The 12,696-nt window shown below is 60.9% G+C and carries 13 protein-coding genes; 8 read left to right on the forward strand and 5 right to left on the reverse strand.

Translation table 11 applies throughout. The features are described 5' to 3' along the window. The first annotated feature begins 48 nt into the window (after positions 1–48). The 3 genes from KVG91_RS08605 (at position 49) to KVG91_RS08615 (ending at position 2,505) form a co-directional block, all read left to right on the forward strand. On the forward strand, positions 49–1,605 hold the full coding sequence (locus KVG91_RS08605) for a bifunctional aminoglycoside phosphotransferase/ATP-binding protein (RefSeq protein WP_169377633.1): 1,557 nt from the start codon (positions 49–51) through the stop codon (positions 1,603–1,605). 92 nt (positions 1,606–1,697) lie between these two features. Next, entirely contained in the window at positions 1,698–2,042 is a 345-nt protein-coding gene (locus tag KVG91_RS08610; RefSeq protein ID WP_169377632.1) for a pentapeptide repeat-containing protein, read from the forward strand. A gap of 190 nt (positions 2,043–2,232) precedes the next feature. Next, entirely contained in the window at positions 2,233–2,505 is a 273-nt protein-coding gene (locus KVG91_RS08615; RefSeq protein ID WP_169377631.1) for a TfoX/Sxy family protein, read from the forward strand. A 231-nt stretch (positions 2,506–2,736) separates the two neighbouring features. Here KVG91_RS08615 and KVG91_RS08620 read toward each other — a convergent pair whose 3' ends face one another. The 3 genes from KVG91_RS08620 to KVG91_RS08630 are packed head-to-tail and all read right to left on the reverse strand — an operon-like array spanning position 2,737 to position 5,416. Further along, on the reverse strand, positions 2,737–3,504 hold the full coding sequence (locus tag KVG91_RS08620) for a heme ABC transporter ATP-binding protein (protein WP_169377630.1): 768 nt from the start codon (positions 3,502–3,504) through the stop codon (positions 2,737–2,739). Further along, complete coding sequence (locus KVG91_RS08625) at positions 3,504–4,541, reverse strand: FecCD family ABC transporter permease (RefSeq protein ID WP_169377629.1); 1,038 nt, start codon at positions 4,539–4,541, stop codon at positions 3,504–3,506. The genes KVG91_RS08620 and KVG91_RS08625 overlap by 1 nt, the downstream gene beginning before the upstream one ends. Next, positions 4,538–5,416, reverse strand: coding sequence for a heme/hemin ABC transporter substrate-binding protein (locus KVG91_RS08630; protein WP_169377628.1), 879 nt, complete (start codon positions 5,414–5,416; stop codon positions 4,538–4,540). The genes KVG91_RS08625 and KVG91_RS08630 overlap by 4 nt, the downstream gene beginning before the upstream one ends. Before the next feature lie 156 nt (positions 5,417–5,572). Here KVG91_RS08630 and KVG91_RS08635 point away from each other — a divergent pair, with 156 nt between their 5' ends. Then, positions 5,573–5,890 carry a Rieske (2Fe-2S) protein gene (locus tag KVG91_RS08635; RefSeq protein WP_169377627.1) on the forward strand — a complete coding sequence of 106 codons (318 nt, stop codon included), beginning with the start codon at positions 5,573–5,575 and terminating at the stop codon, positions 5,888–5,890. Here the strand turns inward: KVG91_RS08635 and sfsA are convergent. Both sfsA and KVG91_RS08645 read right to left on the reverse strand, forming a co-directional pair. Next, positions 5,887–6,597 (reverse strand): DNA/RNA nuclease SfsA, encoded by a 711-nt coding sequence (gene sfsA / locus KVG91_RS08640; protein ID WP_169377626.1) that lies wholly within the window; start codon positions 6,595–6,597, stop codon positions 5,887–5,889. The genes KVG91_RS08635 and sfsA overlap by 4 nt on opposite strands. Then, the gene (locus KVG91_RS08645) at positions 6,597–7,769 is read right to left on the reverse strand and encodes a pyridoxal phosphate-dependent aminotransferase (RefSeq protein WP_169377625.1); all 1,173 of its coding nucleotides are present in this window, start codon (positions 7,767–7,769) and stop codon (positions 6,597–6,599) included. The genes sfsA and KVG91_RS08645 overlap by 1 nt, the downstream gene beginning before the upstream one ends. 319 nt (positions 7,770–8,088) lie before the next feature. On the opposite strand from KVG91_RS08645, the gene dksA reads away from it, so the two are divergent. From dksA to KVG91_RS08665, 4 genes are all read left to right on the forward strand, one after another. Then, positions 8,089–8,529: an RNA polymerase-binding protein DksA gene (gene dksA, locus KVG91_RS08650; RefSeq protein ID WP_169377624.1), complete on the forward strand. Its 441-nt coding sequence runs from the start codon at positions 8,089–8,091 to the stop codon at positions 8,527–8,529. An 83-nt stretch (positions 8,530–8,612) separates the two neighbouring features. Then, on the forward strand, positions 8,613–9,500 hold the full coding sequence (gene gluQRS / locus KVG91_RS08655; RefSeq protein ID WP_169377623.1) for a tRNA glutamyl-Q(34) synthetase GluQRS: 888 nt from the start codon (positions 8,613–8,615) through the stop codon (positions 9,498–9,500). A 62-nt stretch (positions 9,501–9,562) separates the two neighbouring features. Next, the gene (locus KVG91_RS08660; protein WP_003176118.1) at positions 9,563–9,739 is read left to right on the forward strand and encodes a hypothetical protein; all 177 of its coding nucleotides are present in this window, start codon (positions 9,563–9,565) and stop codon (positions 9,737–9,739) included. Further along, positions 9,723–12,677: a sensor histidine kinase gene (locus KVG91_RS08665; protein WP_169377622.1), complete on the forward strand. Its 2,955-nt coding sequence runs from the start codon at positions 9,723–9,725 to the stop codon at positions 12,675–12,677. Before KVG91_RS08660 ends, KVG91_RS08665 begins: the two co-directional genes overlap by 17 nt. The last annotated feature ends 19 nt before the right edge of the window (positions 12,678–12,696 follow it).

Genomic DNA, 12,696 nt, shown 5'->3' on the forward strand with positions numbered 1-12,696 from the left:
CAGCCATAATGCCCGCCATGTTTTCCCCCAGACTCTGAAGGATCGCCCGTGAGCCAGTTCCTGATCGCTGCCCTGCAAAACCCGGCTTTATACCCGCACCCGGTTGAAGCGTTCCAAGTCATCGAGACCCATATTTCCTGGGTCGTACTGACTGGCCCGTATGCTTATAAATTGAAGAAACCGATGAACTTCGGCTTTCTGGATTTCACCGATCTGGAAAAGCGCGGCCACTTCTGCCGCGAAGAACTGCGCCTCAACCAGCGTCTGACGCAAGATTTGTATCTCGACGTGTTGCCGATCACCGGCACCGCCGAAGCCCCGCAGCTGGGCGGCGATGGCCCGGTCATCGAATACGCACTGAAAATGCGCCAGTTCCCGCAGAGCCAATTGCTCAGCACCTTGCAGGCCAATGGCGAACTGACCAGCGCGCACATCGATGAGATGGCCAGGCAGATCGCGCAGTTCCATCTGACTGCGCCGAAAGTCCCGCAGGAACATCCGGCCGGCACGCCGGAAGAAGTGATGGCGCCGGTTCGCCAGAACTTCGACCAGATCCGCCCGTTCCTCAGTGACAAGGCTGACCTGGTTCAGTTGGACGCCTTGCAAGCCTGGGCCGAAAGCAGTTTCGAGCGCCTCAAGCCACTGTTTGCCCAGCGCAAAGTGGAGGGTTTGACCCGCGAATGCCACGGTGATATTCACTTGGGCAACGCCACCTTGATCGATGGCCACGTGGTGATCTTCGACTGCATCGAGTTCAACGAACCTTTCCGCTTTACTGACGTGTACGCCGATACCGCCTTCCTGGCGATGGACCTGGAAGACCGCGGCCTCAAGTTTCTGGCGCGGCGCTTTATCAGCCAGTACCTGGAGCTGACCGGTGACTATCAAGGCCTGGAAGTGCTGAACTTCTACAAAGCCTATCGCGCCCTGGTACGCGCCAAGGTCGCGTTGTTCAGCATGCCGAGCGAGGCCAGCCCGGTACAACGCGCCACGACTCTGCGCCAGTATCGCAACTACGCCAACTTGGCGGAGAGCTACAGCACCATCCCGTCGCGCTTTCTTGCGATCACCCACGGTGTTTCGGCCGTGGGCAAAAGCCACGTGGCGATGCGCCTGGTGGAGGCTCTGGGCGCCGTGCGGTTACGCTCGGACGTGGAGCGCAAGCGCCTGTTCGGCGAGCAACAGGTAGAAAACACGCCGCAGGCCGGTATCTATGCGGCCGACGCGAGTGCGGCAACTTACACGCGCTTGAATGAGATCGCCGCTACCGTACTGCGCGCCGGTTACCCGGTGGTGCTGGATGCGACCTTCTTGAAGCGCGAGCAACGTGACGCAGCGGCGAAGGTTGCCGAGGCGACCGGCGCGCCCTTCCTGATTCTGGATTGCAATGCGCCCCAAGCGGTCATTGCCAGCTGGTTGGCACAACGTCAGGCAGACAAAAACGATCCTTCCGACGCAACACTGTCGGTGATCGACGAACAGCAGATGAATCGCGAACCGCTGACCGCCGAGGAACAGCTGCTCAGCAAGCGTGTCGAAACTAATGAAAGCGGCACCCTCGATGCATTGGTGGCGCATATTCGTCAGTGCCTGCCAGGCCTGTAAGAAAAATTTCTTGATCGTGTTGTCGACTAGGGCGCACGATCGAGCAATAGTGGCACTATAATGGCGCCACAAATCCAACAGGAGTCGCCGTCATGAGTCAGCCCAAGCTTCTCGATTCTCCCCTCTACTCGCTCCTGCATAAAGATGATATCCGGGGCTTCAACCAGGAACGCCCAGACAACGGCGTCATCGACATGCGCGGTGGCGACTTCCGTGGGTTGGACTTGCGTGAGCTGAACGCCGCGGGCGTGGATTTCACCGATGCTTATTTCCGCTCCGCCGATTTGCGCGGCCTGGACCTTCGCGACTGTCCGCTGGAAGGGGCGAGCCTGGCCCATGCGCAAATTTCCGGCACCTACTTCCCGCCGGAACTGAGCGCCGACGAGATCCTCATGTCGGTCAATTTCGGCACCCGCCTACGCTACCGTACCCGCTGAACCCGCGCTTTTTCGCCCCGCCTCGCGCCCGCCTGGCGGGGGCTATCCGGCATCTGACGCCCCCTTTCTTATCAGTCTTTAGGCCGTTTCCGACTAAAGAACTGCGCTTTTCCTACTGAGCGCTACACTCCTCTCAGGCTTGCATGGTCACGATACCCACCGAACCATTCGGCCGTCGCAAGGAGGCCTGATGAACGATGAGCTGCAACTCCTGAAAAACCTCGGCAAGACGTCGGCACAGTGGCTGCATGCGGTGGGCATCCACAGTGCCTCCGACTTGCGCCGCCTGGGCGCTGTCGATGCGTACCGCGCCGTGCGCACACGCGGGTTCCGTGCCTCGAAAGTACTGCTGTATGCAATTGAAGGGGCGCTCTTGGATGTGCACTGGAACGACATTCCCGCCGAGCGCAAGGAAGCGTTGAACCGTCAGTTGGACGCTCTATCGACCCGTCAGAAAAACTGATCGCAGCCCCAGTATTTACAGGCTTTCCGAACAGGCGTTTGAGAAAACGCGCAGGACAGCCAAAAACAAAGGTTGACTCTCAAATGAGAATCGTTATGATTATCACAACTGGTCGCGAGATCAGCCGATAACTGAAAGACCATTGGTTCGGACTCTCAGATTATCTCCTCATCAGGCTAATCACGGTTATTTGACCCGGCTTTTGCCGGGTCTTTTTTTGCCTGTAAAAAACTAGCGCGCAATGATCAGCGGATGTCCACGCTCCGGGTGCGGCTGCACCAGCACATCCAGGCCAAACACGGCTTTGAGCGGCTCAGGCTGCATCACCCGCGCCGGCGTATCCAAGGCGTGGGGACGGCCGGCCTCCAGCAGCAGAATGCGATCGCAATAGCGGGCCGCCAGGTTCAAGTCGTGAAGGATCACCAATACCGCAGCCCCCCGATTGGCAAAGCTGCGAATGGCCTGCAAAGTGGTGTGCTGATGCAAGGGATCCAGCATCGATGTCGGCTCATCCAACAGCAGCGTCTGCCCCGCCTCGCCCGGCCATAACTGCGCCAACACGCGCGCCAGGTGCACCCGTTGCCGTTCTCCGCCCGACAACGCCAGGTAGCTGCGGCCGCTCAAGTGGCCGATATCTGCAGCCTTCAAGGCTGCCTCGATAATTTCGTCATCGCGCACGCGCCCGGTCTGGTGGGGCAAGCGGCCCATGCCCACAACCTCTTCGACACGGAAGGCGAAGTCCAGCGTCGAGGCCTGTGGCAATACCGCCAGGCGTTGCGCCCGCTGCGCGCCACTCCAATCAGTCAATGGGCGTTGATCCAACAACACCTTGCCCTGGGCGGGATGCAACTCACCGCACAAAGCACCGAGCAACGTACTCTTGCCCGCGCCATTAGGGCCCAGCACGCCCAGCACTTCACCCGGCAACAGATCGAGCGTGACATCCGCCAACACTGTCTTGCGACCGCGACGGATCTGCAGGTCCTCCACACGCAGCATCAGGCACGCCCCCGCAACAACAGGTACAAAAAAAACGGTGCGCCGATAAACGCAGTGACAATACCGATGGGCAATTCAGCCGGCGCCAACGCCAGGCGCGCAACCAGATCGGCAAACAGCAGCAGGCTTGCACCCGCCAATAGCGATGCCGGCAGCAAGACTCGATGATCCGGCCCCGCCAGCAATCGCACCAGATGCGGAACCACCAACCCCACAAACCCGATCATGCCCGCTGCGGCCACCGCAGCCCCCACACCCAAGGCGGTGCAGAACACCAACTCACGCTTGAGCCTTTCTACATCAATACCGAGGTGACCGGCCTCTGACTCACCGAGCAGCAACGCATTCAACGCCCTGGCTCGGCGCGGCAACCACAGCGCGACACCCGCGCTCACCAGCAGCAACGGCCACAAGCGCGAATAGCTGGCGCCGTTGAGGCTGCCCAGGTTCCAAAACGTGAGGGTGCGCAAGGTGGCGTCGTCGGCCAGGTAGGTAAACAGGCCCACCGCCGAACCGGCGAGCGCCGTCAAGGCAATGCCGGCGAGCAACATGGTCGCGACGTTGGTCTGGCCGTTGCGCCGTCCCAGGCGATAAACCAACGCCGTCACGCCCAAGCCGCCAAGGAAGGCGCACGCAGATAAAACATAAGGCCCGAACGCCTCCGGTAAACCACCGAAAAACGAACCACCGACAATCGCCACCGCCGCGCCCAGCGCAGCACCACTGGAAACCCCCACCAACCCCGGATCAGCCAACGGATTGCGAAACAATCCCTGCATCGCCACGCCCGACAAGGCCAACACGCCGCCGACTGCCAAGCCCAACAGCGTACGCGGCAAACGGATCTGCCCCAGGATCAATTCAGCCTGCTCCAACCCCTGGGCCTCGATCGGCAACCCCATCAAACGCAATGCGGCCTTGAGCGTATCCAGCAATGGCAGACTGACCGGTCCCAGCGCCAGGGATAACCAGATGGCCAGTAAGCACAGCAGTGCCAACCCGATAAACAAGGTCTTGGGTTTAACCAGCGTGGTCATGGGGCAGGCTTAGGCTGGGACGGATAAAAACCGGCAGACAGTTCCACCAGGCTTTGCGGCAGACGCGGCCCAAGCCCGCCGACCAGCAAAGTTGGGTCCACCTCGAACACCCGCCCGTTATGCGCCGCCGGCATCGCCGCCAGGATCGGATTTTCCTTGAACAGTGCCGCACGTGCCGCTTCACCGGTCAGGGCGCGATCGGCAAACACCAGCACATCCGGACTCAACCCTGCCAATGACTCCATGGAAAACGGCTTGTAGCCGCTATGGGTTGCCAGATTAAGTCCGCCCGCCTGTTGCAGCATCCAGTCAGCCGCCGTGTCTTTGCCTGCGATCATCGGCTTGCCGCCCGCATGGCCAAGCAACAGCAATACGCCAGGCGTCTTTTGAGTGGACTGGGCCCTGGCCACCCAACGTTTCTGCTGCTCCATTGCCTGTTCATACCCGGCAAACAATTCGCTGGCTCTGGCGCCATTGCCCAGCAACTTGCCCAAGTGCTGAAGGTTGTCTTTCAACGCCTGCAGGTCCGGCTGCGCCGAAAACATCTCTACCTGCACACCCGCGTTGCGGATCTGCGCCAGCACCGGCGGCGGGCCCATTTCTTCGGTACCTACCAGCACCTGCGGACGCAAACTCAGAATGCCTTCCGCCGACAATTGCCGCTGGTAACCGATGCTCGGCAGGGCCTTGAGGGACTCGGGATGCTGGCTGGTGGTGTCCACACCCACCAATTTCGTTTCGCCGCCCATGGCCGTTACCCATTCCGACAATGCCCCACCGGCACTGACCCAGCGCTGCGGCAGCTCAGAGGCCTGGGCTCCAAGGTTAACCAGCAGGGAGGCAACAAGCGCAATAGCGCTGGTACTCAGGCGCATAACAGGGTTTCCTTCCAAGGGCAGGGCCGCTCAAGCACTCATCGATGTGACAGATAACCCCTGCCCGGCATCGTATTGAGCACCCGGTCGGCTAACGGGCGAAGCCGGCATTTGATAATTGTTTGCATTTGAACGTCAAGGCACTTAAGGACTGACATGAAGTTTCTCTGCCCCTCCGACACGCTCGCAGCCGATTGCAGCCTCGGTTTTGACATCGACGGCTGCAAGCTGCTGGCGGTACGCCGCGACGGCATTGCCTACTTCTATATCAACCGCTGCCCCCATCGCGGCATTCCGCTGGATTGGCAGCCCGGCCAGTTTCTCGACACCAGCGCCAGCCTGATCCAATGCGCCACTCACGGCGCCCTGTTCCTGATCGAGAGTGGCGAATGCATCGCCGGGCCTTGCGCAGGGCAAAGCCTTACCGCCCTGCCCGGCCGCGAAGACGCCCAGGGATTGTGGGTGGAACTCTAGTCGAGCAGCACGTCCAGACGCCGATCCACGCAGATCTCTTCAGATGTCACCCGCACGCCATAGGCCAGCACCTCCACTCCCGCCAGCTTGGCTTCTCGCAAGGCCGCAGCGTAGGTCGCGTCGATCTCAACGGCCGGGCGCACGGCATCGATCCCCGAAAGATTGACGCAATACAATTGCACCGCCCGCACCCCGCTACGCGCCAAGTGGGCCAGCTCGCGCAAGTGCTTGGCGCCGCGCTGGGTAACGGCATCGGGGAAGGCTGCAACCGAAGAGCCATCAAAGCCCAAGGTTACGCTTTTGACTTCGACAAATGCCGCCCCGTGAGGGTAATCCAGGCGAAAGTCGATCCGGCTTTTCTCCTGACCGTAGGGCACTTCACGCTTCAATGCGGTGAAACCGTTGAGCTCCGTAATCACCCCGGCACGCAACGCCTCTTCCACCAATTGATTGGCCCGCGCCGTGTTCACACACGCCAGACGGCCCTGGGGGGTCTCGGCGATTTCCCAGGTGCCGGGCAACTTGCGCTTGGGATCATCGGAGCGACTGAACCAGACCTGCCCGCCCTCGACCATGCAATTGAGCATCGAGCCGGTGTTGGGGCAGTGAATGGTCAACAACTCGCCGGTAACGGTTTCGATATCGGTAAGAAAACGCTTGTAGCGGCGGATCAGCCGCGCTTCTTCGAGGGGAGGATAAAAACGCATCAGCCTTGCCAACTCCGCAGGCCACGGGCGATTCGCTCCACCGCCTGCTGTAACCGATCGATGTTTTGCGTGTAGGCAAAGCGCACATGGTGACCGGCCTGATAGCGGCCGAAATCCAGGCCGGGGGTAAAGGCCACATGTTCGGTTTCGAGGAAGTGGCGGCAAAACGCGAAGGCATCCCCGCCGAACGCACTGATATCGGCATATAAATAGAACGCACCCTCCGGCTCGACGGCAATGCCGAAGCCCAGCTCGCGCAGGGCCGGCAGCAGGAAATCGCGACGACGACCGAATTCGGCGCGGCGCTCTTCCAGAATGCTCAGGGTTTGCGGGGTGAAACACGCCAGCGCCGCATGTTGGGCCATGCTTGGCGCACTGATATAGAGGTTTTGCGCCAGTTTCTCCAGCTCACCCACCGCCGCCGGAGGCGCCACCAGCCAACCCAGGCGCCAGCCGGTCATGCCGAAATACTTGGAAAAACTATTAAGGACGAACGCATCGTCGTCGACTTCCAGCACGCTGGCGGCGTCGGTGCCGTAGGTGAGGCCATGGTAAATCTCGTCCACGACCAGATGGCCGTTACGCGCGTTGATCGCGCCGGAGAGCGCGGCCAATTCGTCGCGCGTGAGGATCGTCCCGGTCGGGTTGGCCGGGGAGGCCACCAGCGCGCCGACACTGTCCTGATCCCAGTGCCTGGCCACCAACTCGGCGGTCAACTGATAGCGCACATCAGGGCCGACCGGCACCAACTGGGCCGCGCCCTCCACCAGCCGTAGGAAGTGGCGGTTGCATGGGTAACCGGGGTCCGCGAGTAGCCAATGCTTGCCTGGGTCCACCAGCAGGCTGCTGGCCAGCAGCAGCGCACCGGAGCCACCGGGGGTGATCAGGATGCGCTCGGGATCTATGCTCAGGCCGTAGCGCTGTTGATAAAAACCGCTGATGGCCTCGCGCAGTTCCGGCAGGCCGCGGGCTGCGGTGTATCGCGTTTTGCCATTGGCCAATGCCGCCTGGCCGGCCTGGATGATCGGCTCGGCGGTGGTGAAATCCGGCTCGCCGATTTCCAGGTGGATCACGTCATGGCCGGCGGCTTGCAGTTCGTTGGCCCGCGCCAGCAATGCCATGACATGAAAAGGTTCGATGGCGCGACTGCGCGCGCTGTAGGGCTGAGCCATTAGCCTTCCTTAACGGTGAGGACAAATTCCAGATTCTACCGAACCCCGGCGGTAAAACATGCTCTATTGCCTGTCCGGCGGCATTTGCAGGCCGGGCAAGCGCCTGCAAAACGACTAAAATCAACACCCGAGGCAACACATACCCAGCAACAGCGGGCTGATGCGGTTTGCAACCCCTTTGCCATGGGCCTCGACAACCGGGAGTGGCGCGCCCCGAATCTATCTGGTAAGTTCGCCCGCTTGCAGCCGCAGGGCCGGCAGGTGTCGGTGACGTTGAAATCCTGCGCAATGGATTAGAAGAGTGAGAGGCGGTCTATTCATGTCCACCCAAGCAAAGCAACAGCAGCAGAGCCTCAGCGGCTTCACACCTTACGTCGAAGCGAAGGGTGAGGAGTACATGAGCAAGCCCATGCGCCAGCACTTCACCAAGATCCTGCAAAAATGGAAGCAGGACTTGATGCAGGAAGTGGACCGCACGGTAGACCACATGAAGGACGAAGCCGCCAACTTCCCTGACCCGGCAGACCGTGCCAGCCAGGAAGAGGAATTCGCCCTCGAACTGCGCGCCCGTGATCGCGAGCGCAAGCTGATCAAGAAGATCGACAAAACGCTGCAACTGATCGAAGACGAAGAATACGGCTGGTGCGAATCCTGCGGTGTCGAGATCGGTATCCGTCGCTTGGAAGCCCGCCCGACCGCGGACCTCTGCGTAGACTGCAAGACCTTGGCCGAAATCAAGGAAAAACAGGTCGGCAAGTAATTCAGCCGAGCTGAACGAATGGGGCGTGCGAACGCCCCATTTTTGTTTCTGGCGTTTATCGAATTTCCAGTAGTATCCGACCCATGACAGCCTCTACCTATATCGGGCGCTTTGCCCCCACACCCAGCGGCCATTTGCATTTCGGCTCCCTGGTCGCCGCCCTTGCCTCCTACCTCGACGCCCGCGCCAACCACGGCCGCTGGCTGATGCGCATGGAAGACCTCGACCCGCCCCGTGAAGAGCCCGGCGCCCAGGCGGCAATCCTGCATGCACTGGAAAGCTATGGCTTTGAATGGGACGGGGAAACAGTCCGACAAAGCGAGCGGCACGAAGCCTATGCCAAAGTGCTGGACGACCTGTTCAACCACGGCCTGGCCTACGCTTGCACCTGCTCGCGCAAACAACTGGAACCCTACAACGGAATTTACCCCGGCCTGTGCCGCAATGCCGGCCACGACCAGCAGGACGCCGCTATCCGTTTGCGTGTGCCCGAGCTTGCGTACCACTTTACCGACCGCGTCCAAGGCGAATTCCGACAGCACCTGGGCCGCGATGTTGGCGACTTCGTCATTCGCCGGCGTGACGGCCTTTATGCTTATCAACTGGCGGTGGTTCTCGACGATGCCTGGCAAGGCGTGACCGATATCGTGCGAGGCGCCGACCTGCTGGACTCCACGCCACGCCAACTGTACTTGCAGGAGTTGCTGGGCCTGCGCCAACCGCGCTACCTGCACGTGCCGCTGATCGTCCAGCCGGACGGCAACAAGTTGGGCAAATCCTACCGATCGCCGCCGTTGGCACCTGGCCAGGCCACGCCTCTGCTGTTGAGAGCACTGCGCGCCCTCGGCCAGCCACCCGGCGACGAACTGCTGCACGCCAGCCCACGTGAACTGCTGGATTGGGGCATCGCCCACTGGGACGCCACACGGATCCCCCGCACACTGACCCTGGCAGAAGCGCAATTGAGCTGAAGGCGCTTGCAGCTTGCCAGGCATCCGTTACCATCGCCGCAGTTTTTCATTCAGAGGCCAACATGTATATCTATCGATTGGTCCTGCTGCTGGTCGTCGGGATCTACCTGTTTTCCCCCGCCATCATGGATTGGTGGATCGACGCCACGGGCGCCTGGTATCGCCCTTATCTGCTGTGGCTGATCCTGATCGTCGTGACTTTCATCCTGCAGAGCCAAAAAGATGCCGATGAGCTTTAGCCTCACCCAGATGCTGCTGATCAGCGCCGCCTACCTGGCCGCGTTGTTCGGCGTTGCCTGGATCAGTGAGCGCGGAATGATTCCGCGGGCGATCATTCGCCATCCATTGACCTACACCTTGTCCCTGGGCGTGTACGCCAGTGCCTGGGCGTTCTATGGCACCGTAGGCTTGGCCTATCAATACGGTTATGGTTTTCTGTCCAGTTACCTCGGGGTGTCCGGCGCGTTTCTGCTGGCGCCGGTGCTGCTGTACCCGATCCTGAAAATCACCCGTACCTACCAGCTGTCTTCCCTTGCCGACCTGTTCGCCTTTCGCTTTCGCAGCACCTGGGCCGGCGCGCTGACCACTATTTTCATGCTGATCGGCGTCTTGCCCTTGCTGGCCCTGCAGATCCAGGCCGTGGCCGACTCCATCAGCATTCTCACCCGCGAGCCTGTGCAACATCGCGTTGCCCTGGCTTTCTGCGCGCTGATCACGCTGTTCACGATCTTCTTCGGCTCGCGCCATATCGCCACTCGCGAGAAACACCAAGGCCTGGTGTTCGCGATTGCCTTCGAGTCGGTGATCAAGCTGATCGCCATCGGCGGCGTCGGCCTGTATGCGCTCTATGGCGTATTCGACGGCCCGCAGCAGCTGGAACTGTGGTTGCTGCAAAACCAGACCGCCCTCGCCGCCTTGCACACGCCGCTGCAGGAAGGCCCATGGCGCACCCTGCTGCTGGTGTTCTTCGCCTCGGCAATCGTGATGCCGCACATGTACCACATGACCTTTACCGAAAACCTCAACCCGCGCTCGCTGGTCAGCGCCAGCTGGGGCTTGCCGCTGTTCCTGCTGTTGATGAGCCTGGCGGTACCGCTGATCCTGTGGGCCGGTTTGAAACTGGGGGCCACCACCAACCCCGAGTACTTCACCCTTGGCGTGGGCATTGCCGCCAATAGCAAATCCCTGGCATTACTGGCGTACGTGGGCGGTTTGTCCGCTGCCAGCGGCTTGATCATCGTCACGACGCTGGCATTATCGGGCATGGCGCTCAACCATTTGGTACTGCCTTTGTACCAGCCGCCGGCCGAAGGCAATATCTACCGCTGGCTGAAATGGACACGGCGCGCGCTGATCGTCGCGATCATCATGGCCGGCTACGGGTTCTACCTGTTGCTCGGCCCTGGGCAAGACTTGGCCAACCTGGGAATCGTCGCGTTCGTCGCCACCTTGCAGTTCCTGCCGGGAGTGCTGTCGGTCCTGTATTGGCCCACCGCCAACCGTCGCGGTTTCATCGCCGGGCTGCTGGCGGGGATCCTGGTCTGGATCGTCACCATGTTGCTGCCGCTGGTCGGTAATCTGCAGGGCTTCTATATCCCCTTGCTGAACATGATTTACGTGCTGGACGACACCAGTTGGCACATGGCGGCGATTGCATCCCTGGCCGCCAACGTCTTGATGTTCACCCTGATCTCGCTGTTCACCAATGCCAGCCCGGAAGAAACCAGCGCCGCCGAAGCCTGCGCGGTGGACAACGTGCGCCGACCGCAACGGCGTGAATTGCATGCGGCCTCGCCCCAGGAATTCGCCACGCAACTGGCCAAACCCCTGGGCGCCAAGGCCGCACAGAAAGAAGTGGAACAGGCACTGCGCGATCTCTACCTGCCGTTCGACGAACGCCGCCCTTACGCGCTACGTCGCTTGCGTGACCGTATCGAAGCCAACTTGTCGGGGCTGATGGGACCGAGCGTGTCCCAGGACATGGTTGAAACCTTCCTGCCCTACAAGGCCGGCGGCGAAAATTACGTCACCGAAGACATCCATTTCATCGAGAGCCGGCTGGAGGACTACCACTCACGCCTCACAGGCCTGGCCGCCGAACTTGATGCGCTGCGCCGCTATCACCGCCAGACCCTGCAGGAACTGCCGATGGGCGTCTGCTCCCTGGCCAAGGATCAGGAGATCCTGATGTGGAACAAGGCCATGGAAGAACTCACCGGCATCGCCGCGCAGCGGGTTGTCGGTTCACGGCTGAATACCTTGGGCGAACCCTGGAAAGAATTGTTACAAGGATTTATCGATCTGCCCGATGAGCATCTGCACAAGCAACACCTGGCCCTAGATGGCCAGACCCGCTGGCTGAACCTGCACAAAGCTGCGATTGACGAACCCCTGGCGCCCGGCAACAGCGGCCTGGTGTTGCTGGTGGAAGACCTGACCGAAACGCAGATGCTCGAAGACAAGCTGGTGCACTCCGAGCGCCTGGCCAGCATTGGCCGACTGGCGGCGGGCGTGGCCCACGAAATCGGCAATCCGATCACCGGTATCGCCTGCCTGGCGCAGAACCTGCGGGAAGAGCGCGAAGAGGACGGCGAAATCATCGAGATCAGCGGGCAGATCCTCGAACAGACCAAGCGTGTGTCGCGCATCGTGCAATCGCTGATGAGCTTTGCCCACGCAGGCGGCCATCAGAACCAGGACGAAGCGGTGTGCCTGGCCGAAGTGGCGCAGGATGCCATTGGGCTGCTGGCCCTGAACCGGCGCAATTTCGAAGTACAGTTCTTCAATTTGTGCGACCCCGACCATTGGGTCGATGGCGACTCGCAACGCCTGGCCCAGGTACTGATCAACCTGCTGTCCAACGCCCGCGATGCAACGCCGGCCGGCAGCGCGGTACGCGTCAAGACCGAGGCTTTCGAACATACGGTCGATCTGATCGTCGAAGATGAAGGTAGCGGTATTCCACAGAACATCATGGACCGATTGTTCGAACCCTTCTTCACCACCAAGGACCCCGGTGAAGGTACCGGTCTGGGCCTTGCACTGGTCTATTCCATCGTTGAAGAGCATTATGGACAAATCACCATCGACAGCCCGGCTGACACCGAAAGCCAACGCGGCACCCGTATCCGGGTGACCTTGCCGCGTCATGTCGAAGCGACGTCCGCTGTGAACTGAGACCGTCGAGAGAATTGAA

This window comes from Pseudomonas azadiae (assembly GCF_019145355.1).
GTDB classification, from domain to species: Bacteria; Pseudomonadota; Gammaproteobacteria; order Pseudomonadales; family Pseudomonadaceae; genus Aquipseudomonas; species Aquipseudomonas azadiae.